At 71.8% G+C, this 20,041-nt stretch carries 19 protein-coding genes and 2 pseudogenes; 9 read left to right on the top strand and 12 right to left on the bottom strand.

What is annotated here, in order from left to right; genetic code table 11:
* Window positions 1-63: 63 nt before the first annotated feature.
* Both KVT45_RS16440 and KVT45_RS16445 read right to left on the bottom strand, forming a co-directional pair.
* The gene (locus KVT45_RS16440) at window positions 64-690 is read right to left on the bottom strand and encodes a dihydrofolate reductase family protein (RefSeq protein ID WP_217548096.1); all 627 of its coding nucleotides are present in this window, start codon (window positions 688-690) and stop codon (window positions 64-66) included.
* An 89-nt stretch (window positions 691-779) separates the two neighbouring features.
* Window positions 780-1,592 (bottom strand): AIM24 family protein, encoded by an 813-nt coding sequence (locus tag KVT45_RS16445; RefSeq protein ID WP_217548098.1) that lies wholly within the window; start codon window positions 1,590-1,592, stop codon window positions 780-782.
* 110 nt (window positions 1,593-1,702) lie between these two features.
* Here KVT45_RS16445 and KVT45_RS16450 point away from each other — a divergent pair, with 110 nt between their 5' ends.
* Window positions 1,703-2,449 carry an SDR family oxidoreductase gene (locus KVT45_RS16450; protein WP_217548099.1) on the top strand — a complete coding sequence of 249 codons (747 nt, stop codon included), beginning with the start codon at window positions 1,703-1,705 and terminating at the stop codon, window positions 2,447-2,449.
* Window positions 2,450-2,593: 144 nt separating this feature from the next.
* Here the strand turns inward: KVT45_RS16450 and alc are convergent, their stop codons facing one another.
* The gene (gene alc, locus KVT45_RS16455) at window positions 2,594-3,709 is read right to left on the bottom strand and encodes an allantoicase (protein ID WP_217548101.1); all 1,116 of its coding nucleotides are present in this window, start codon (window positions 3,707-3,709) and stop codon (window positions 2,594-2,596) included.
* Window positions 3,710-3,767: 58 nt separating this feature from the next.
* Complete coding sequence (gene allB, locus KVT45_RS16460) at window positions 3,768-5,108, bottom strand: allantoinase AllB (RefSeq protein WP_217548102.1); 1,341 nt, start codon at window positions 5,106-5,108, stop codon at window positions 3,768-3,770.
* A gap of 273 nt (window positions 5,109-5,381) precedes the next feature.
* Here allB and KVT45_RS16465 point away from each other — a divergent pair, with 273 nt between their 5' ends.
* On the top strand, window positions 5,382-6,173 hold the full coding sequence (locus tag KVT45_RS16465; protein ID WP_217548104.1) for an IclR family transcriptional regulator: 792 nt from the start codon (window positions 5,382-5,384) through the stop codon (window positions 6,171-6,173).
* Window positions 6,174-6,293: 120 nt separating this feature from the next.
* On the opposite strand, the gene KVT45_RS16470 is transcribed toward KVT45_RS16465, so the two are convergent.
* On the bottom strand, window positions 6,294-6,605 hold the full coding sequence (locus KVT45_RS16470; protein WP_217548106.1) for a DUF5955 family protein: 312 nt from the start codon (window positions 6,603-6,605) through the stop codon (window positions 6,294-6,296).
* 154 nt (window positions 6,606-6,759) lie between these two features.
* Here KVT45_RS16470 and KVT45_RS16475 point away from each other — a divergent pair, with 154 nt between their 5' ends.
* Together KVT45_RS16475 and aceB are read left to right on the top strand one after the other, a co-directional pair.
* Window positions 6,760-7,359, top strand: coding sequence for an NTP transferase domain-containing protein (locus tag KVT45_RS16475; protein ID WP_217548107.1), 600 nt, complete (start codon window positions 6,760-6,762; stop codon window positions 7,357-7,359).
* A 183-nt stretch (window positions 7,360-7,542) separates the two neighbouring features.
* Window positions 7,543-9,165, top strand: a complete 1,623-nt coding sequence (gene aceB / locus KVT45_RS16480) for a malate synthase A (protein ID WP_217548109.1) — start codon at window positions 7,543-7,545, stop codon at window positions 9,163-9,165.
* Window position 9,166: 1 nt separating this feature from the next.
* On the opposite strand, the gene KVT45_RS16485 is transcribed toward aceB, so the two are convergent.
* The gene (locus tag KVT45_RS16485) at window positions 9,167-9,454 is read right to left on the bottom strand and encodes a SelT/SelW/SelH family protein (protein WP_217548111.1); all 288 of its coding nucleotides are present in this window, start codon (window positions 9,452-9,454) and stop codon (window positions 9,167-9,169) included.
* Between the two features lie 290 nt (window positions 9,455-9,744).
* Window positions 9,745-10,650 carry a HipA family kinase gene (locus tag KVT45_RS16490; RefSeq protein WP_217548113.1) on the bottom strand — a complete coding sequence of 302 codons (906 nt, stop codon included), beginning with the start codon at window positions 10,648-10,650 and terminating at the stop codon, window positions 9,745-9,747.
* A gap of 212 nt (window positions 10,651-10,862) precedes the next feature.
* Between KVT45_RS16490 and KVT45_RS16495 the strand changes: the two genes are divergently transcribed.
* Entirely contained in the window at window positions 10,863-11,360 is a 498-nt protein-coding gene (locus KVT45_RS16495; RefSeq protein ID WP_308310741.1) for a hypothetical protein, read from the top strand.
* 115 nt (window positions 11,361-11,475) lie between these two features.
* Here the strand turns inward: KVT45_RS16495 and KVT45_RS16500 are convergent.
* The 3 genes and pseudogenes from KVT45_RS16500 to KVT45_RS16510 all read right to left on the bottom strand — a co-directional run.
* Window positions 11,476-11,913 (bottom strand): annotated as a pseudogene (locus KVT45_RS16500) (IS5 family transposase); the annotation flags it as partial.
* 44 nt (window positions 11,914-11,957) lie between these two features.
* The gene (locus KVT45_RS16505; protein ID WP_067360243.1) at window positions 11,958-12,608 is read right to left on the bottom strand and encodes a response regulator transcription factor; all 651 of its coding nucleotides are present in this window, start codon (window positions 12,606-12,608) and stop codon (window positions 11,958-11,960) included.
* Window positions 12,596-13,879: a histidine kinase gene (locus KVT45_RS16510; RefSeq protein ID WP_217548115.1), complete on the bottom strand. Its 1,284-nt coding sequence runs from the start codon at window positions 13,877-13,879 to the stop codon at window positions 12,596-12,598. The genes KVT45_RS16505 and KVT45_RS16510 overlap by 13 nt, the downstream gene beginning before the upstream one ends.
* Before the next feature lie 135 nt (window positions 13,880-14,014).
* Between KVT45_RS16510 and KVT45_RS16515 the strand changes: the two genes are divergently transcribed.
* The 4 genes and pseudogenes from KVT45_RS16515 (at window position 14,015) to KVT45_RS16530 (ending at window position 16,876) form a co-directional block, all read left to right on the top strand.
* Window positions 14,015-14,530 (top strand): hypothetical protein, encoded by a 516-nt coding sequence (locus tag KVT45_RS16515; RefSeq protein WP_217548117.1) that lies wholly within the window; start codon window positions 14,015-14,017, stop codon window positions 14,528-14,530.
* A gap of 53 nt (window positions 14,531-14,583) precedes the next feature.
* Complete coding sequence (locus KVT45_RS16520) at window positions 14,584-15,300, top strand: class I SAM-dependent methyltransferase (RefSeq protein WP_217548118.1); 717 nt, start codon at window positions 14,584-14,586, stop codon at window positions 15,298-15,300.
* 406 nt (window positions 15,301-15,706) lie between these two features.
* Complete coding sequence (locus KVT45_RS16525) at window positions 15,707-15,946, top strand: hypothetical protein (RefSeq protein WP_254646858.1); 240 nt, start codon at window positions 15,707-15,709, stop codon at window positions 15,944-15,946.
* An 86-nt stretch (window positions 15,947-16,032) separates the two neighbouring features.
* Window positions 16,033-16,876 (top strand): annotated as a pseudogene (locus tag KVT45_RS16530) (IS5 family transposase).
* A gap of 15 nt (window positions 16,877-16,891) precedes the next feature.
* On the opposite strand, the gene KVT45_RS16535 reads toward KVT45_RS16530, so the two are convergent.
* Both KVT45_RS16535 and KVT45_RS16540 read right to left on the bottom strand, forming a co-directional pair.
* Window positions 16,892-18,310 carry an MFS transporter gene (locus KVT45_RS16535; RefSeq protein WP_217548120.1) on the bottom strand — a complete coding sequence of 473 codons (1,419 nt, stop codon included), beginning with the start codon at window positions 18,308-18,310 and terminating at the stop codon, window positions 16,892-16,894.
* Between the two features lie 151 nt (window positions 18,311-18,461).
* A complete protein-coding gene (locus KVT45_RS16540) occupies window positions 18,462-19,964 on the bottom strand; it encodes an IucA/IucC family siderophore biosynthesis protein (protein ID WP_217548122.1) in 1,503 nt (500 codons plus the stop codon).
* Window positions 19,965-20,041 lie beyond the last annotated feature (77 nt).

The following is a 20,041-nucleotide window of genomic DNA, read 5'->3' on the forward strand; positions in this document are numbered from 1 at the left end:
CGGCACACCACCACCGCAGCAGCCCTCGTCAGCCGGCTCCGCACATGGTCGGCCGGACAGGTCCTAGGCGTTCGCCTCGGCGATGTACGAGCCGTACTCGGGACGGCCCGCGATGTCGTACGACTGGACGGAGACGCCCGCCGTGGTGACCCGCCCGCCGGTGTGCCGGAACTTCGTCGGCACGGCGCCCTCCTGGAAGAAGCGGCGGCCGGAGCCCAGCACCACCGGGAACGTCACCAGGTGGAGGGTGTCGACCAGGCCGAGGTCCAGCAGGGAGCGGACCAGCGCGCCGCTGCCGTGCACCTGGAGCTCGCCGTCGGCGCGCTCCCTGAGGGCCGTGACCTCCTTGGCGAGGTCTCCGGCGAGGACCGTGGTGCCGGACCAGCCGGGGTCGGTCAGGGTCGCGGACGGGACGTACTTCGGGAGTGCGTTGAGCCTGGCCGCGATCGGGTTGCCGGGGTCGGTGATCTTCGGCCAGTAGGCCGCGAAGATGTCGTACGTACGGCGGCCGAGCAGGAAGGCGCCGGCCCGCTCGAAGACCTCGGCGACGAACCGGCCGAAGTCCTCGTCGCCGTACCGGAAGCTCCAGCCGCCGTGGGTGAAGCCGCCGCTGGGGTCTTCCTCGGGGCCGCCGGGCGCCTGGTAGACGCCGTCGAGGGTGACGAACATGGTGGAGACGAGTCTGCCCATGAGGGGTGCCTGCTTCCCGGGGTGCGGTCTGTTGTCATCAGCTCAGACCCGCGGGGCGCCGGCAAGTCATCGGTCGGCGGCAGGGCACCTCATCCCGCGTGGGTCGAGAACAGTCCGCCGGTCGGGCCCTGCTTGTCGCCGCCCTGCGCCTTCTTCAGCGCGTTGGCGAGGCTCTCGATGGTGAGCGACTGGAGGATCACCCGGCCGTTGCCCTCCAGGGTGGCCAGGGAGAGGCCCTCACCGCCGAAGACGGCGTTCATGACGCCCTGGCGGTTGAGGCCGCCGACGCGCTGGACGCCGTACTGGATGCCCTCCTCGAAGGCGACGACGCAGCCCGTGTCGACCTCGATACGGCCGCCGAAGTCGGCGGGGTTCAGGTCGATGAAGTTGCCCGCGCCGGCGATGATCACGGTGCCGTGGCCGGTGAACTTCTCCAGGATGAAGCCCTCGCCGCCGCTCATGCCGGTGCGGCCGCCGGAGAAGGCGATGCCGAACTCGACGGTGGACTCGGCGGCGACGAAGGCGTCCTTCTCGGCGAACCACGCGCGCGTGCCGTTCAGCTCCAGGGCGCGCATCTCGCCCGGGAGCACGCCCGCGAAGCCGACGGTGCCCTCGCCGCCCTGGGAGGTGAAGTACTGGAACGCCAGCGACTCACCGGCGAGCATGCGCTGGCCGACCTGCATGGCGGTGCCCATGGCCTGGCGCAGCATGCCGCCCATGCCACCGCCGCCGCCCTGCGGCTGGCCGCCGTTGCCCGACGGGCCGCTCAGCCGGGTCTCCATGGTCACGTTCGTCGTCTTGAACAGGAACTTGCCGGCCTCGCAGTAGACGGTCTGGCCGGGGTGCAGGTTGACGACCGCCATCTGCATGGCGTTGCCGACGATTTCTTGCTGAAGAGTCACGAGGGGAGAACGCGAGAGGCCGTGCGAAGAGTTCCGCCGGTCCCCGGTCCGCCGAACTCGGTGTCCGTTCGCCGCCAGCACCCCCGTGTCCCGGTCGCTGGGATGTACCCATGACAACGACTTACGGATTCCTGCACGGCAAGGTGGCCCTGGTGACCGGCGGCAGCCGGGGCATCGGCGCGGCGACGGCACTGCGGCTCGCCGGGGAGGGCGCGGACGTGGCCGTCACCTACGTGAACGGCAAGGAGGCGGCCGAGGACGTCGTACAGCGGGTCGAGGCACTGGGCCGTCGGGCGGTGGCCCTGCGCGCGGACTCCGCGGACGCGGACGAGGCGGCGGGCGCGGTGGAGCGCACGGCTCGGGCTCTGGGCGGGCTCGACGTGCTGGTCAACAACGCCGGTCTGGGCGTGCTGGGTCCGCTGTCCGGCCTGTCGCCCGCCGATGTCGACCGGGTCCTGGCGGTGAACGTCCGCGGGGTGTTCCTGATTTCGCAGGCGGCGGCCGCACGGATGGGGTCCGGCGGGCGGATCATCACGATCGGCACGTGCATGACGCACCGGGTGCCGGGGCCCGGCGGAACGCTGTACGCCATGAGCAAGTCGGCTCTGGTCGGCCTGACGAAGGCGCTGGCACGCGAACTCGGGGACCGCGGGATCACGGCGAACATCGTGCACCCCGGTCCGATCGACACCGACATGAATCCGGCGGACGGCCCCTATGCGGCGGGGCAGGCCGCGATGACGGCGCTGGGGCGCTTCGGCACGGCGGGCGAGGTGGCGTCGACGGTGGCGTATCTCGCAGGGGCGGACTACGTCACGGGCGCGGAGTTCGCGGTGGACGGAGGGCACGCGGCCTGACGTTCAGCGGCCCGGGCCGGGCCGCTGATGTCGGTCACCGTCCAGGAAAGGCGGTCCCGGCCCTCCACCGGGAACGCCGCACGCGCGAGCACCCGGTCGACCAGCGAGGCGCGCCGGTGTCGGGGGCCGGTGCGCCTCGCGGGATCAGCCGCCGAGTTCCTGGTACCGGGCGTCGAGCTCCGATGCGCCCGTCTCCGTGGGCGAGCCGTACAGCCGCAGCCGGGAGATTCCGCCGTCCGGGAAGATGTCCACGCGCGCGTGCGTGCCGACGGCAGGGGTCGGCAGGACGAAGCGGTGGTTCGTGTCCGGCTGGAGGCGGGTGCGCGGGAGGATCTCCCGCCAGTCGCCGTCCTCGCCGTCCTTCACCGCCACCGACGCCCAGCCCGCGCTGTTGCCCTTCAGGTACGCCGTGTCGATCTCGATCGCGCGGATCTGGGACTGGGCGGCGAGCCGGTAGCTGATCCAGTCGTTGCCCCGGTCGCGGCGGCGGCGCGTCTCCCAGCCGTCGTCCATCTTGCGGGAGCGGCCCGGCTGGATGGTGTTGGTGGCCGGCGAGTAGAAGAGGTTGGAGGCGTCCTCGACCCGGCCGCCGTTCTCCAGGGCGACCACGTCAAAGGTGCCGAGCACGGCGAGCCACTCGGGGTCGGGCACGACCTCGCCGTACACGCGCAGGCGCGCGATGCCGCCGTCGGGGTGCTGGTTGACGCGGAGGTGGGTGAAGCGCTGTTCGACGGAGACGGTGAAGCCGTTCGCCGCGTGGCCGCCGACGGGGGTGCGGGGGACGAGCGTCGTCCATTTCACGTCGTCGCCGAGGAGTTCCTCCGGGGACGGCGAGCCGGCGACCGACGTGCCCTCGACCGACACCGCCTGCGGGTAGTTGCCGCGGAAGTGGGCCGTGTCGACGACGATCCCGCGGACGACGCCGGCGGCGCCGAGCCGGACCAGTGCCCAGTCGTGGTCTTCCGCGGTGGGCCAGGGATGGCCGGCCGAGGCCCCGCGGCGGCGGCGTGTCTCCCAGCCGTCCATGATCTTGCCCTTGTGCCCGAAGTACTCGGGGTCGAACTCGGCCCGTCCCGGCACCAGCAGGTTCTCCCGCTGGGCGAAGAACTCGTCGTTGGCGGCGACGACCCCGGCACCGAGTTGCCGGGCGGCGAGGTCGGCGTACCGGGTGAAGGGGAAGTCGGCGGTGCGGTAGTCCGCGTACGGGTCGCCGCCGGAGTAGGGGTGCGCGTCGCCGGTGAAGGTCGGGATCGCCGTCAAAGGTGTTCCTTTCGGTGTCGGCCGCTGCGGGTGCGGGTGCGGGAGGCAGGAGAAGGGGTCAGGGGGTGCGGGTGAGCAGGCGGCCCTGCGGGGGCGTGAACTCGCCGTCCGCGACGATGCGTTCGCCGCGCAGCCAGGTGGACTTCACGACGCCGTGGAGGGTCTTGCCCGCGTACGCGGTGACCCGGTTGCGGTGCTGCAGGCCCGCCGGGTCCACGGTGAACGTCTCGTCGGGTGCGAGGACGGCGAAGTCGGCGTCCCGGCCGGCCGCGATGGCGCCCTTGCGGTCGTCGAGGCCGACGAGCGCGGCCGTGCGGGCCGACATCCAGCGGACCACGTCCTCAAGACCGTGGCCGCGCTTACGGGCTTCCGTCCATACGGCGGCGAGGCTGAGCTGGAGGCCGGAGATACCGCCCCAGGCCGTCGCGAAGTCGCTCGTCTTGAGGTCGGCCGTGGAGGGCGAGTGGTCGGTGACCACGCAGTCGACGGTGCCGTCGGCCAGCGCCTGCCAGAGCAGGTCCTGGTTGGCCGCCTCGCGGATGGGCGGGCAGCACTTGAACTCGCTGGCGCCGTCCGGGACTTCCTCGGCGGTGAGGGTGAGGTAGTGCGGGCAGGTCTCGACGGTGAGGCGGACGCCGTCCGCCTTGGCCGCCGCGATCAGCGGCAGCGCGTCGGACGAGGACAGGTGCAGGACGTGCACGCGCGCGTGCAGGCGTCTCGCCTGGGCGATCAGCTGGGCGATCGCCGTGTCCTCCGCGTCGCGCGGGCGGGAGGCGAGGAAGTCGGCGTACCTCGGGCCGCCCTGCTGCGGGGCGGCCTCCAGGTGGTGGGGGTCCTCGGCGTGCACGATCAGCAGGCCGTCGAAGGAGGCGATCTCCGCCAGCGACCGGGCCAGCTGCTCCTGGTCGAGATGCGGGAACTCGTCGACGCCGGACGGCGACAGGAACGCCTTGAAGCCGAAGACACCGGCCTCGTGCAGCGGGCGCAGGTCCTTGACGTTGTCGGGCAGCGCTCCGCCCCAGAAGCCGACGTCGGTGTGCGCCTTGTCGGCCGCGACCTGCTGCTTGACGCGGAGGTTCTCGACGTTCGTGGTCGGCGGGAGGGAGTTGAGCGGCATGTCGACCAGGGTGGTGATGCCGCCGGCCGCCGCCGCGCGGGTGGCGGTCCAGAAGCCCTCCCACTCGGTACGGCCGGGATCGTTCACGTGGACGTGGGTGTCGACCAGACCGGGCAGCAGGACGTCGTCGCCGAAGTCCTCCAGGCGGGCGCCCTCCGGGACGGGGGCGCCGTACGGCAGTACGGCCGTGATCGTCCCGGCGGACACGGCGACCGAGGCGGCCCGCGTCCCCTCCGGGGTGATGACGCGCGTCGAGCGCAGCACCAGTTCAGCGTCGGACACCCGGACCCCTCTCTCTGCCGCCGTTTTACTTCCGGGAAACGGGATTTACACCCATGTAACGGAATTCAACGTTCTGTTGAAGGAGTCTTCACTCCCGCTCCCGCGCCGTCAAGGGCACACTGCTTCTCGGGGCCTCACAGGCGCCCACTCTGGACGTTTCCACAAAGCGGAATTACAATTCCGGCAAGCAGAACGTAGCTACGTACGATCAGGGAGTCAACCGACTGACGGGTAGGCTTCTGCCCTTCCCGCCAGCCCCGAAAGGAACGCGCCGTGCCGACGTCCAGCGCCAGCACCACCGACTCCGCCAAGTCCAGCGGCGGCGGGGTCCAGTCCCTCGAGCGTGCCTTCGATCTGCTGGAGCGGATGGCGGACGCGGGCGGCGAGGTGGGCCTCAGCGAGCTGTCCGCGAGCAGCGGGCTGCCGTTGCCGACGATCCACCGGCTGATGCGCACGCTGGTCGTCTGCGGCTATGTGCGCCAGCAGCCGAACCGGCGGTACGCGCTCGGGCCCCGGCTGATCCGGCTCGGCGAGTCGGCGTCCCGGCTGCTGGGCACGTGGGCGCGGCCGTACCTCGCGCGGCTGGTCGAGGAGACCGGGGAGACGGCGAACATGGCGCTGCTCGACGGGGACGAGATCGTGTACGTGGCGCAGGTGCCGTCGAAGCACAGTATGCGGATGTTCACCGAGGTGGGCCGGCGGGTGTTGCCGCATTCCACGGGGGTGGGCAAGGCGTTGCTGGCGAATGTGCCGGACGCCGAGGTGCGGGCGCTGCTGGGGCGGACCGGGATGCCTGCGGCGACCGAGAAGACGATCACCACTCCGGAGGGGTTCCTGGACGCCCTGGCGGAGGTGCGGCGGCTGGGGTACGCCGTGGACGACAACGAGCAGGAGGTGGGGGTGCGGTGCCTGGCGGTGTCCGTGCCGGATTCGCCGACTGCGGCCGCCATTTCGATCTCCGGGCCCGCGGGGCGGGTCACGGAGGCGGCGGTCGAGAAGATCGTGCCGGTGCTGCAGCAGGTGGCCGTTGAGTTGTCCGAGGCGTTGGTGAGTTCAGGAGCCTAAGGGGTAGGGCCCGCCTCGCCGTGGGCGGGTGCGGGTCGCGTTGCGGCTGGTCGCGCCCACGCGGCGGAGCCGCAAATCAATACAGCCCCGCGCCCCCAGGTTGGCGATCCTGGCGGCGTTTCAACGTCTCGGCTCTCCGAACAGGTCCACCGCCTGGCGTACGTCCGACAGGCCTCGGGACAGGGCGCTCATCGAGCCGATCGCGCCCGCTATCAGTAACAGGGAGCGGCGCAGGCGCGGGATCTCCGGCATGCCGCCCGTCGCCATCGCCGCCAGGGCCGCCAGTTCGTCCTCGGCTATCGCGCGGTCCGGGAACTCGGCCGGATGTGCGGCCAGTTCGCGGCGCAGCCGGGAGACCGCCGTGCGTAGTTCCGTCACCCTCGGATCCTCGTCCTTGCCGGTCACTGGCCTCTGCCCCAAGCTCCGCAACACAGCTCTCCCCCCTCGCCAGGTGCCCAGGACGGTGGTCGGGCGCCCGGGGACGCGGGTCAGTAAACGCCCTTCCGTACGGAAAGCGCTACAGCGCGGACCGAATTTCAGTCCTTGGGAACCGCCCGCCCGCCCCGGCGTCGGGTATGCAGGACGCATGACGGACACGCATGACCGGATCGCCGGGCTGCTGCTCGCCGCCGGCGGTGGCAGACGGCTCGGCGGGCGACCCAAGGCGCTGCTGACACATCGGGGCCGGCCGCTGGTGGAGTACGCGGTCGGGGTACTGCGCGCGGGCGGCTGCGGGCCGGTGCACGTGGTCCTGGGGGCCCGTGCGGACGACGTGCGGGAGCGGGCCGAACTGGGCGGCTGCGTGGTCGTGGAGAACCCGGACTGGGCGGAGGGCATGGGGTCCTCGCTGCGGGTGGGGCTGGAGTCGCTCGCCGGGGCGGGGGTGCGGGCGGCCCTGGTGTCACTGGTGGACCAGCCGGGGATCGGGGGCGCGGCCGTGGCGCGGGTGCTCGGCGGGTACCGGGACGAGGACTCGCTGGTGTCGGCCGCCTACGACGGGGTGCGCGGGCATCCCGTGCTGTTCGGCGCCCGGCACTGGGCGGGGATCGCCGCGAGCGCGACCGGCGACCGGGGCGCCCGCGCCTATCTCAGGGCCCACGAGGACACGATCACGCTCGTCGAGTGCGGGGACGTGGCCGAGCCGTACGACATCGACACGGAAGCGGACCTGGGACACCTTGAGTGAACGGGATGGCACTGAGCGCCACCTTGGCTCGACTCGGAGAATCTCGACATCAACAAACCATTGAACTTCCACAATGAGGAAACTAGTATCCACTGTTCAGAAGCGTCTGCCTCTGATCGGATGCGCTTCGCTCCACCCGGAACGACTGGCACCCGGTGCCACCGCTGAAGGAAGTGACAGCTCATGTCCGCACCAGCGCCGTCTCCGCCGGCCATCGTCGACGCCGCGCCCCTGCCCCGGCAGGAGGAGGTCCTCACCGGCGCGGCGCTCGCCTTCGTGGCCGAGCTGCACCGGCGGTTCTCGCCGCGCCGCGCCGAACTCCTCGCCCGCCGCGCCGAGCGCCGCGCCGAGATCGCCCGTACCTCGACCCTGGACTTCCTCCCGGAGACCGCCGCCGTCCGCGCGGACGACTCCTGGCGGGTGGCGCCCTCCCCCGCGGCGCTCGACGACCGCCGGGTCGAGATCACCGGCCCGACCGACCGCAAGATGACCATCAACGCCCTCAACTCGGGCGCCCGGATCTGGCTCGCGGACTTCGAGGACGCCTCCGCCCCGACCTGGGAGAACGTCGTCCTGGGCCAGCTGAACCTGATCGACGCCTACACCCGGACCATCGACTTCACGGACCCGGCGAGCGGCAAGTCGTACGCACTGCGCCCGGACGAGGAGCTCGCGACGGTCGTCATGCGGCCGCGCGGCTGGCACCTGAACGAGCGGCACGTCGAGGTCGACGGCGAGCAGGTCCCCGGCGCCTTCGTCGACTTCGGGCTCTACTTCTTCCACAACGCCCAGCGGCTGCTCGACCTCGGCAAGGGGCCGTACTTCTACCTCCCGAAGACCGAGTCGCACCTCGAAGCCCGGCTCTGGAACGACGTGTTCGTCTTCGCGCAGGACTACGTCGGCATCCCGCAGGGCACCGTCCGCGCCACCGTGCTGATCGAGACGATCACGGCCGCGTACGAGATGGAGGAGATCCTCTACGAACTGCGCGACCACGCCTCGGGGTTGAACGCCGGGCGCTGGGACTACCTGTTCTCCATCGTGAAGAACTTCCGTGACGGCGGGCCCCGGTTCGTCCTGCCGGACCGCAACGCCGTGACGATGACCGCCCCGTTCATGCGGGCGTACACCGAACTCCTCGTCCGCACCTGCCACAAGCGCGGCGCGCACGCGATCGGCGGCATGGCGGCCTTCATCCCGTCCCGCCGGGACGCCGAGGTCAACAAGGTCGCCTTCGAGAAGGTGCGCGCCGACAAGGACCGCGAGGCGAACGACGGTTTCGACGGCTCCTGGGTCGCCCACCCCGACCTGGTCCCGATCGCCATGGAGTCCTTCGACCGGGTCCTCGGCGACAAGCCGAACCAGAAGGACCGGCTGCGCGAGGACGTCCACGTCGAGGCCGCCGACCTGATCGCGGTCGACTCGCTGGAGGCGAAGCCCACCTACCCGGGTCTGGTCAACGCCGTCCAGGTGGGCATCCGTTACATCGAGGCGTGGCTGCGCGGCCTCGGCGCGGTGGCCATCTTCAACCTCATGGAGGACGCGGCCACCGCGGAGATCTCGCGTTCGCAGATCTGGCAGTGGATCAACGCCGGTGTCGAGTTCGAGAACGGCGAGAAGGCCACGCCTGAGCTGGCCCGCAGGATCGCCGCCGAGGAACTCGCCGCCATCCGCGCGGAGACCGGCGAGGAGGCCTTCGCGGCCGGCCACTGGCAGCAGGCCCACGACCTGCTGCTCACCGTCGCCCTCGACGAGAACTACGCGGACTTCCTGACGCTGCCCGCGTACGAGCAGCTGCGCGGCTGACCTACTCCGGCGCCGGCTTGTCCGAGTGGCCCAGGGACTTCCCCGGGGCCACTCGGTCGCGTACGGCCTGCTTCACGGCGGTGGGCTCGGGGAAACCCTGCTCGCGCCGGTCCCACACCACCTCGTCACCGACCCGTACGACGAAGATCCCGCCCTTGCCCGGCTTCAGCGCCAGCTCCGTCAGCTCGGTCTCGAAGGTGGTCAGCAGTTCCTGCGCCAGCCAGGCCGCCCGCGGCAGCCAGCGGCACTGGGTGCAGTACTCGATCTCGACGCGGCGGCTCTCACTCATCCCGGCATGGTAACCGAAGGTGATCACACGGGGAGATCACCGGCGAAGTGGCAGGCGGCCCGCTGTCCGGCCGGTGTGAGCACGAGCTGCGGGTCGGTCTCCGCGCAGACCGTCCGCTCCGGGTGCGCCGGCGGTGCAGAGGTGCTGCGGGTTGCCGTAGACGTCGGCGACGTGCCGTACTCGACGATCCTGCCGAGGGCAGCGACGCCCTGTGCACCTGCGGCGAGGTCGCGGCATCGTCCTCGCCCTGCGGGACGTGTCCAGCGAGCAGGGCATCGCCCGGCTGCTCGTCAGCCGAGGTGTACCGACCAGTCCTGCTGGGCCGCGGGCTTGCCGTGCAGGTCGGGAACCCGCTTCAGCCACTCCGGGCGGCCCTGCCGGGTCCTGGCCGCGCGGGCGGCCTCCTCGGCCACGAGCTGGTCGCGGCTCGGGAAGTCGGTGGGGAGCCACTCGGCGGAGGCCCGCACCCGGGCCAGCAGATAGCCGACGTAGGCCTCGCGCATCTCGTCGGGCGTGCCGAAGTCGGTGAGCCAGGCGTCCGGCACCTCGGCTAGGACGTCCCGGAGCAGCTTCTCGGTCACCCTGGGTGCGAGTTCGGCGTCGGCGGCCCGGGTGTCGGGGCCGTACCGGCCGAGGGCGTGATGACGGAAGTCGTACGCCTTCCCGGGGGCCGAGGTGTCCCAGCGGTGGTGGAAGACGAGGGCGGCGCCGTGGTCGATGAGCCACAGGCGCGGGGGTGCGATGCCGAGGGTCGGCCAGACCATGAGGTTGGAACTGTGCACTGTGCGGTCGACGTTGACGGTGAGCGCGTCCAGCCAGACGATCCGGCCCGCCTCCAGCGGGTCCACCGGGAAGACCTCGGCGATCTGCGGGGTGAAGTCCTCGGCACCGGGCAGGAAGTCCATCCCGAGGTTGACTCCGCCGCTGGCCGCGTGCAGGTCGCGCACCTCCTGGTGCGGCTCGTCCCCGGCGATCGCCGGGTCGAAGTGCACCAGGACCAGCTCGGGGAACCGCAGCCCGAGCGCCCGCGCCAGCTCCCCCACGATCACCTCGGCGACCAGCGCCTTGTACCCCTGCGCGGACCCGGTGAACTTCACGACGTAGGTGCCGAGGTCGTCGGCCTCGACGACTGCGGGCACGGAACCACCGGCCCTCAGGGGTTCGATGTAGCGGGTTGCAGCGACCTCTCTCATCATCTTCCAGGGCTCCACCGGTGTTTTGCCTTACTTTCCACGACCGTGCGGCTCCTGCTTCGAGTCTCCCGCATGAAGAGAGCATAGTGACCGAGCATGACCTGCGACCGTGGCGGATACTGCATGATCAGGCAGCGGTGCCTGGGCCGGCGACGCACGGTGTTCTGCACGGTCATCGCACCGGCGGAGAAGGCACTTCCGGGTGGGGGCAGGTAGTGGGGACACACACCGTACGGCTGGGTATCGGTGCGGCCGTGATCGCCGTCATGACGACGGTCTCGGCGTGCGGCGGCAACTCGAAGCCGTGCGCCGGAGTGGGCGTCGAGTCCGGCGTAGGGGTGATGTTCCTCCAGGAGGGCTACACCGACCTTGACGGCGCCTCCTACGAGCTGTGCGCACGCGGCAAGTGCGTCAAGGGCGAACTCGAACGGGAGGACATCACACGGGTGAGCCTCCCCCTCCCCGACGACGTCGACCCCGAGACCGGAACGGTCCGCTTCCGGGTCACTCCTGAGGGAAGCCGCAGGCCCGAGATCGACGCCTCCTCCGCCGTGCGGCTCACCCACCAGTCCGACGGCTGCGGCGGCGGCGCCTACAGCCGGGGACTCGCCTTCACCAAGGAAGCCGGACTGACCACGAGAATCCCGCCGAGCGTGTCGGCCGCCTGGCGCCATCGCCTCAGGGCACTGGCCTCCCCCTCCGGATCCCCCTGATCCAGGCGAACAGACCGCCCCCGCCGAGCGCCTCGCCGCCGGGTCCTGACCGGCAAGTCCCGGGCCGTCCCGGCCTGCCCGACTGCCGTAAAACACCTAGGCGGTTTCGTTTGGATCACCTGGCTGACCAGAGGAAGATGCTCGCAACGTGGAGTCCGGCCAGGTAGACGGCTGCTGTCTTCTCGTAGCGGGTGGCCATGCCTCGCCACTGTTTCAAGCGGTTGATGCAGCGTTCGACCGTGTTGCGTTGCTTGTAGGTGTCGCGGTCGAAGGCGGGTGGCCCGCCACCCCGGCTGCCGCGTCGCAGACGGTGGCCGCGTTGATCGGCCGGCACGGGGATGACCGCCCGGCTGCCGCGCCGCCTGAGGTGTTCACGGATGGCCCGCGACGAATACGCCTTGTCTGCGAGGACTGCCGCTGGCCGGATCCGGGGCCGTCCACGCCGTCGGGGAACACGCAGCCGCGCCATCACGTCAGCGAAGGCAGGCGCGTCACCGGCCTGTCCGGCGGTGAGATGGAAGGCCAGGGGCCGGCAGTTGCCATCGGCCGCGAGGGCCCAGCACCGTTGTCGACTGGGCATGCGGGCGTGATCGCGCACTATGCGGTCGCAACGCCCAGGAAGCGCAGCACCGCCAGGACGCGGCGGTGGTCGGCGTCGGCCTTGGGCAGGTCGAGCTTGGTGAAGATGCTGTTGATGTGCTTGGCGACCGCGCTCTCGCTCACGACCAGCTCGGCGGCGACGCCGGAGTTGGACCGGCCGCCCGCCATCAGCTCCAGCACCTCCCGCTCGCGCGGTGTCAGCCGGTCGAGCGGATCGCTGTGCCGGCGCACCAGCAGCTGCGCGACGACCTGCGGGTCGAGCGCGGTGCCGCCGGCCGCCACCCGGCGTACCGCCTCGGCGAACTCCTCGACGTCGGCGACCCGTTGCTTGAGCAGATAGCCGACGCCCGAGGTGTTGGCGGCGAGCAGATCGGCGGCGTACCGCTCCTCCACGTACTGCGACAGCAGGAGCACGGCGGTACGCGGGTACTGGCGGCGGATCACCAGCGCGGCGCGCACTCCCTCGTCGGTGAAGCCGGGCGGCATGCGCACGTCGACCACGGCGATGTCGGGCCGGTGCTCCTCGACGGCCGCCAGCAGCCCTTCTGCGTCGGCGACTTGCGCGCACATCTCGAAGCCGGCCGCCTCCAGCACCTTGACCACACCGATGCGCAGCAAGAGGGAATCCTCGGCGATCACGGCGCGCACGGCAGCTCCACGGTGATGACGGTCGGCCCCCCGGCGGGGCTGCGGCAGGAGAACGTGCCGTCGACGGACGCGACGCGCTTGGCGAGCCCGGCGAGCCCGGTGCCGCCGGCCGCCGCGAGATCCGCGCCGCCCGCGCCGTCGTCCGCGACGACCACCAGCAGTGTCTCCCCGATCCGCTCCACGGTCACGTCCGCCCGGGTCGCCTGGGCGTGTTTGACCACGTTCGTCAGGGCTTCGGAGACCACGAAGTACGCGACGGCCTCGACCGTGGGTGAGGGGCGCTGCGGCAGATCCACCGCCACGCGTACCGGGATCGGGAGGCGGGCGGCGACCCCGGACAGCGCGGCGTCGAGGCCACGGTCCTCAAGGACGGCCGGATGCAGACCGCGCACCAGGTTGTTCAGCTCGGCGATCGCCTCCTTCGCCTCGCGGTGCGCCTCGTCGATCACCTTGCGGGCGTCCTCCGGCAGGTCGCCGAGGGTGGACCTGGCCAGGCCCAGGTTGACGGCGAGTGAGACGAGGCGCTGCTGCGCGCCGTCGTGCAGGTCGCGCTCGATCCGCCGCCGCTCGGCGTCGGCGGCGTCGAGCACGCCGGCCCGGCTCTCGGCGAGGTCGGCGACCCGGCGGGCCAGCTTCTCCGTGCGGCTGGGGCCGAGCAGGACCTCGGCCGCCCGGGTCTCCAGCCGCACCAGAGCGCTGGTCAGCCGGGGCCCGAGGAACAGCAGGGCGAGACCGCCGGCGGTGATGTACGCGGCCTGCGTGGTGTACCCGAGGTCGGTGACCCGCCACTGCGGGGGCAGCGCCCAGATCCACACGTAGATGGAGGCGGCCACGAGAGCGACGGCCCAGACGGCGAGGACGGCGAGGTCCAGGACGGCGAGCAGCGGACCCGCCACGGCGTGGTAGCAGACCTGCCGCCACCAGGCCCGCGTGGTCAGCCGGCGCACCGCCGACTTCCAGTTGCGTCCCGGCCCGGGTACGGCGGGGCGCGGGAGGTCCTTGCCGACGAGCGCCCGGTAGCGCCGCCGCTGCCCGACGGTCAGCAGGGGTGTCACCACGAGCGTGAGCAGCACGGGCAGCGCCACGAGCGTGAGCAGCACGGGCAGCGGAGTCACGGCCGGCACCAACGCCGCCAGCGTGCCGACCAGCCAGAGCCACAGTGGCACCACGGCGAGGTGGAGCGGCAGGCCGGCGGCGACGAGCGCGGTCCGGTGTCCCGCCCTGCGGAACGGCCGGCCCAGCACCAGCTGCAGCCACGTCGTGAGTTGCATGCGTCAAACGGTAAAGCCGCAGGCCATCCCCGTGCCATGACGCTCCCGCCCGGTTCGGGGGTGCACTTGTCTCCACCCCGGGTCGGAACCCTGCGTGACTGACGGCGCCCTGGTGTGCGGCGGAGGGTGGAGCACGTGAAGGGGAGAGCCGGCGGGGAGCGGGGGAAGACGATGCGTCAACTGGGCTTGTGCGATGAGGAAGTGGCCAGCGCCGAGGACTTCGACCGCGCCGAGGTCATCCCGCTCCACGAAGAGGCGGAGGAACCGCGCCCGGCGCGGGGCATACGGCGAGCCGGGTGGCTGCTGGTCGCCTGCGGGCTCGCCCTGCTGCCGTGGCTGTACGTGCTGGCCACCGGCCTGCCGGCCACCGCGACCGCGGCGCACTGGCCGGTCGCCTGGGTCGGGCTCGACGCGCTGGAGGCGCTCGGCCTGATCGCCACCGGCCTCCTCGCCGCCCGCGGCGACCGGCGGCAGGCCCTGGCAGCCGCCGCGACCGCGACGCTGCTTGCGGTGGACGCCTGGTTCGACACCACGACCGCGGCCCCGGGCGGCGACTTCGCCACCGCGATCGCCATGGCGCTCGGCGCCGAGCTGCCGCTCGCCGCGCTGTGCGGCCGGCTGGCGCTGCGGGCACTGAGCCGGCCCGCGTGACGCCGACCGCCCAGCCACATGCCACGGACCGAATCGATCCACCGGAGAACACCATGCACCGCATCACCACCGCCCCCGTCGCCCCGATCCCGGCCCGGACCCGCTGGGCGGTCGCCGTCGGCGCGGGCGCCGCGTTGGCCGCCGCCTGGTGGCTGGGCGACACGGCGCCCTATCCGTACGCCCAACGCGGCCTGCTCGACGTGCCGTTGCCGTTCCTGACCGCCGACCGGATGGACGCCGTACTGCGGCCGCGGCCGGGGGAGCGGATCCTGGAGATCGGCCCGGGGACCGGACTGCAGTCGCTGCACGTCGCCCCGCAGCTCGGGCCGGAGGGACGGCTCGATGTGCTCGACATCCAGCAGGAGATGCTCGACCACGTGATGTGCCGCGCAGAGCGCGACGGCCTGGCGACGATCACGCCCACCCGCTCGGACGCACGTGAACTGCCCTACGCCGACGGGACATTCGACGCCATATACGCCGTGACCGCGCTCGGCGAGATCCCCGAGCCGGATCGGGTACTGCGCGAGGCGGCACGGGTGCTGGCACCAGGCGGGCGACTGGTGATCGGCGAGTTCTTCGACCGGCACTGGATCCCCTTCGGCCGGCTGCACCGGCTCGCCGACGCCGCCGGCCTCCACCTGACCGAGCGCCGCGGCCCAAGCCCGGCATACCTCGCCCGCTTCCGACCCTGCGGAGCCCACGCGCCCGTTCGCCAGGGCGAGCACCTCGCCGACGGCGACCGGGAAAGCGACGACGGGAAAGCGTGAGCACCACACGCAGGGACCGCGATCACCGAGCTGAACAACCTGGCGCGCGGCAGGCCGCTCCAGGAGGCGAGGGGGCTCCGCCCCAACCGCGGCCAGCCACGAAAACCGCGGCGCCCCCGCAAGGTGAGAGGGGAGTCCTGCGGCTTCTGCTGCGTGATTCCGGTCTCCGATCGTGCTGGGTCCTCTCCGGCAGCAAGCCCGGGCGACGGCGACAAGGCGGGTGCGTCCAGCAGCCCCGCGGAGTTCTGCGAGCGGGCCTGTGGTGGTGCAGTGCCGACTGGCCCATTCCGCGCGGTTTTCGGCGGTGCTACCCAGCCACAGGTGAGCGGGGCTGGTGTAGACGGTTTCTTCTGGATCAAGGTGGGGGTGAGTGATGACGGCGGTTCTGGGGTGGCACCCTGGAGCGATGCGACCTGGGACCGACGTCACCGAGAACGGCCTGCGGCATCTGCTCAATGAGTGGGATCCGATCGGCGTCGCTGACGCGGTGCAGGAGGAGTACGACTGCATGCTGGTCCCTCTCCTTCAGTGGCTCCCGGGGGCGCCGACCAGGCGGAGATCGGTGAGTTCCTGCGGCATGAGCTGGAAGACCACTTCGGTCTCACCCCTCTTCCGTCAGAGCCGGAAGCGATGGCTGCCCGGGTGATGTCCTGGTGGACAGCTGCCGGGAAAACCGATGGCACCGGCTGCGTGTAGTCGCTCCCTTCGGATCGTCTGCTCGTTTGTCCTGGTGTGCCGTTGACTGACGCGCAGTGGGCGCGGATCGAGCCGTTGCTTCCGGACCGGACACCGAAGCGGGGTGGCCGGTGGCGGGACCACCGAGAGGTGATCGACGCCATCGCCTGGACGTTTCAGACCGGGGCACAGTGGGTGCAGCTGCCGGAGAAGTACGGCAACTGGCGGGGGTCTACAACCGGCTGCGGATGTGGTCCGCCGATGGCACATGGGAGCGGGTGTTCACCGCGCTTGTGGCACAGGCCGACGCCGACGAGGAGCTGAACTGGGTCGCCTCGGTGGACTCCACGATCGTGCGAGCCCATCAGCGCGCGGCCGGAGCCCGCAAAAAGGGGCCCCGGCCGACGAGCCGTACGACCACGCCATCGGCCGGTCCCGTGGCGGACTGACCACGAAGATCCATCTCGCGGCCGATGGCAACTGCCGGCTCCTGGCCTTCCATCTCACCGCCGGACAGGCCGGTGACGCGCCTGCCTTCGCTGACGTGATGGCGCGGCTGCGTGTTCCCCGACGGCGTGGACGGCCCCGGATCCGGCCAGCGGCAGTCCTCGCAGACAAGGCGTATTCGTCGCGGGCCATCCGTGAACACCTCAGGCGGCGCGGCAGCCGGGCGGTCATCCCCGTGCCGGCCGATCAACGCGGCCACCGTCTGCGACGCGGCAGCCGGGGTGGCAGGCCACCCGCCTTCGACCGCGACACCTACAAGCAACGCAACACGGTCGAACGCTGCATCAACCGCTTGAAACAGTGGCGAGGCATGGCCACCCGCTACGAGAAGACAGCAGCCGTCTACCTGGCCGGACTCCACGGTGCGAGCATCTTCCTCTGGTCAGCCAGGTGATCCAAACGAAACCGCCTAGGTCTTTGTCGGTACCGCCGGCACGCACAGCCATGCGAGGCCCGCGGCGGCCAGGTAGGCGAGCGCGCCGATGGCCATGCTGGTGCGCAGCCCGGTGGTGTAGTCGGTGGCGGTGGCGAGCAGGCTGCCGCCGAGCGCGACGCCGGTGGCGCTGCCGATCTGGCGGGTGGTGTTGAACAGGGCGGAGGCGGCGCCTGAGTACTCCGCGGGCGCGGCACCCATCACGGTGGCGGTCGAACCGGTGAGGGCGAAGGAGGTACCGAACCCCGCGGCCATCATCGGGACCACCAGCACCGGGTAGGCGGGGTCGGCTCCCGCCGCGGCCCACCCGGCCAGCCCCAGGGCCGCGAGGAGCATGCCGGAGACCACCAGCGGACGATCGCCGGTGCGGCGGGCCAGCCGCCCGGACAGGACCGAGGCGAACATGGTCATCGCCACCGCCGGGAACAGCGCCAGCCCGGTGCCGAGGGCACTGAAGCCGCGCTGGTGCTGGAATTCCAGGCTGGCGGTGAACACCATGCCGTAGAAGCCGAAGTTGAACAGGAGGCCGATGACGGCTCCACCGCTCATCGCACGAGAGCGCAGCAGGCTCGGCGGAAGGACGGGAGTGCGGGCCAGCCGCTCGCGCACCGCGAACGCCGCTGCGGCCAGCACGGCCAGGCCCACCCCGGCGAGCACAGCCGGATCGGACCAGCCCCGGCGTCCGGCCTCGTTGAGCGCCGCGGTCAGCAGCGCCGCGGCCGCCACCACCGCGCACTGCGCCGGCCAGTCCAGTGCCCGGGCGGCGCGCCGGGGCGAGCGCGCCACATGCCGCAGCGTCAGCACCAGGCAGGCCACCCCGACGGGCAGGTTGACGAGGAACACCCAGCGCCAACCCAGCGTGGTGACGAGCAGCCCGCCCAGCAGCGGACCGGCGGCGGCCGCGATGCCCGCCATCGAACCCCACAGCCCGAAGGCCCGCGAGCGTGCGGCCGGCGCCGGGTAGGCCTGCTGGAGCAGGGCCAGGGAACCGGGCACGATCAGAGCCGCACCGAGCCCCTCCACCAGCCGGGCCGCGACCAGGAACGGGGCGCTCACCGCGAGCGCGCACGCGGCCGAGGACAGCGTGAACACCGCCACACCCGCGCAGAAGACCCGGCGGTTGCCCACCCGGTCCCCCAGCGCGCCACCGGTCAGCAGGAACCCGGCGAAGACCAGGGTGTAGCCGTCGGTGATCCACTGGATACCGGTGAGCGAGGCCGACAGTTCCCGGCCGATCACCGGTACGGCGACGTTGATGGCCGTCACATCCAGGATCACCATGAAATACCCGGCGCACACCGCCAGCAGCGGTGCCCAGGACCGTCGCCCGGACTCCGGAGCCGACTCGGGAGAGGACACCGGCTCACCACCGCCGGCCGGCTCCGCGAACGCCACGGCACCAACTCCGTCCCATTCAACGGCATGCGAAATATGACGCATGGCATCACAAGTCACAATAATGCACATTTGACGAGCCGTCTGGTCCGGTTCACGTGTGACGTGACGCCATGCCCCTGGATGGACCCGGCACGCAGTACGGAAGATTTCAGGCCAGGGGATTCGGCAACGGCAGATAGCGCGCGTCGGCGCCGTCCGCCCCGGTCCAGCGCAGCAGCAGGTTCGTCTTGCCCGGCAGGGTCGGGGAGGCCAGCAGGTCGGTCACCTCCGGGAGCGGGTGCCGGGCCAGCTCCCGCCGTGCCGCGGGCCACGGATCGAACCCGGGGTGGCGCTCGGCGAGCGCGGCGGCCACCTCGGTCAGGTGGTTGACGACCAGGCAGTACACCAGCCGCTCCCACCCGGCGGCCCGCTCCACGTCGGTCAGCAGCTTGACCCCCTCGGCGTCCCGGTACAGCGCCTGCACCGGCGTACCGTCGGCGTCGACGGCGACCAGGGTGTTCTGCAGATGTGCTTCGAGGACGACGCCGTGCTCGGCGAAGGCGGTGAGGGCCGGGGGTACGACCGCCCGCAGATACGCCTCCCACCAGGTACCCGGGTCCGCCGCCGCGGCCAGCGGGTCGCCGTCGAAGCCCTCCACCAGGCCGGCGGCGAGCATCGGGGTGGCCCCCGGCAGCAGCGCCCCGCGCAGCCCGTCCCGGACCAGCACGGCGAGCTCCTCGAAGGCGAAGCGGGCGGTGCGGTAGCCGCGGTCGCCGAGCCAGCCGGCGGGCCCGTCCATCGCCGTGAACGCGGCGGTCGCGGCCGCATTGGTACGGCGCAGTCTGCGCAGGTCATGTGCCCAGAGGCGGCGGATGTCGTTGGTGATCCGGACGTCCAGGCTGAACTTCAGGAAGAGATCCCGCTCCGGCTCGTACACCGTGCGGATCGCGGCCGTCGGCCAGGTCGTGAAGCCGGTCTCGCCGAGGCGCAACAGCCGCCCGTCCGCGAAGGCCGGGGCGAGGTCGCGGGCGACCAGGTCCAGCTGCCAGGGGTGGGCGGGCAGCAGCCGGTAGCCCCGCGGTACGGCGGCCGAGGCGTCCAGCGCGGCCGTGTCGCCCTCCTCCACCACCTCGTCCTCGCGGACCGCGAGCAGCACCAGCGGGAACCGGGCGTGTGCCTCGGGGGCGTACGGCAACCAGGCGGCGACCGGGCCGCCGCCGCGTGCCTTGGGGGCGGGATGGTAGGGATGGCCGGTGATGAGGGACTGCTCCGAACGCAGATACGGGTCGTCGGGCGCCGTCGCCCGGGCGCGTGCCGCGAGCAGCGCGGCGACCGTGTCCCGGCTGTCGATCATCTCGGTCGGCAGGTCGCCGTTGGACAGTCCGGTGTGCCTGCGCAGCTCCTCGGCGACGAGTTTCACCAGCTCGGCGTGGCCGATGCGGTGCCAGCTGCCGTCCGCGTACACCTCGGGCGCGGCCGGCCGGCGTTCCCCGCGCACCCGCAGCAGCCGGCCGCCGCCGGGCAGCCGGTAGACCCGCGGCCGCCCTTCCCCGGCGTCCGGGAGCGGCTGGGCCACCTCCCGCAGCAGGCAGTTGAGCAGGGGCGCGGCAGCGTACGCGTCGGCACGTTCGCCGACGGCGTCGCTGGAGGGCATGAGGTCCACGCGTTCCATTCGTTCTGTGCGTCTCGTTCTCTGCGTCCACAGAGTCCGATCGTGATCAGTATGTCGGTCGTCACCGGTCATCATGA

Source organism: Streptomyces sp. GbtcB6, from assembly GCF_019091475.1.
Taxonomy (GTDB): Bacteria; Actinomycetota; Actinomycetes; order Streptomycetales; family Streptomycetaceae; genus Streptomyces; species Streptomyces hyaluromycini.

What these genes read in the sequence shown, in the direction of transcription:
- KVT45_RS16440 (WP_217548096.1), bottom strand. Translation starts at nt 690, where the DNA reads ATGGGCAGACTCGTCTCCACCATGTTCGTCACCCTCGACGGCGTCTAC.
- KVT45_RS16450 (WP_217548099.1), top strand. Translation starts at nt 1,703, where the DNA reads ATGACAACGACTTACGGATTCCTGCACGGCAAGGTGGCCCTGGTGACC.
- KVT45_RS16475 (WP_217548107.1), top strand. Translation starts at nt 6,760, where the DNA reads ATGACGGACACGCATGACCGGATCGCCGGGCTGCTGCTCGCCGCCGGC.
- aceB (WP_217548109.1), top strand. Translation starts at nt 7,543, where the DNA reads ATGTCCGCACCAGCGCCGTCTCCGCCGGCCATCGTCGACGCCGCGCCC.
- KVT45_RS16485 (WP_217548111.1), bottom strand. Translation starts at nt 9,454, where the DNA reads ATGAGTGAGAGCCGCCGCGTCGAGATCGAGTACTGCACCCAGTGCCGC.
- KVT45_RS16490 (WP_217548113.1), bottom strand. Translation starts at nt 10,650, where the DNA reads ATGATGAGAGAGGTCGCTGCAACCCGCTACATCGAACCCCTGAGGGCC.
- KVT45_RS16510 (WP_217548115.1), bottom strand. Translation starts at nt 13,879, where the DNA reads ATGCAACTCACGACGTGGCTGCAGCTGGTGCTGGGCCGGCCGTTCCGC.
- KVT45_RS16520 (WP_217548118.1), top strand. Translation starts at nt 14,584, where the DNA reads ATGCACCGCATCACCACCGCCCCCGTCGCCCCGATCCCGGCCCGGACC.
- KVT45_RS16525 (WP_254646858.1), top strand. Translation starts at nt 15,707, where the DNA reads ATGCGACCTGGGACCGACGTCACCGAGAACGGCCTGCGGCATCTGCTC.
- KVT45_RS16540 (WP_217548122.1), bottom strand. Translation starts at nt 19,964, where the DNA reads ATGGAACGCGTGGACCTCATGCCCTCCAGCGACGCCGTCGGCGAACGT.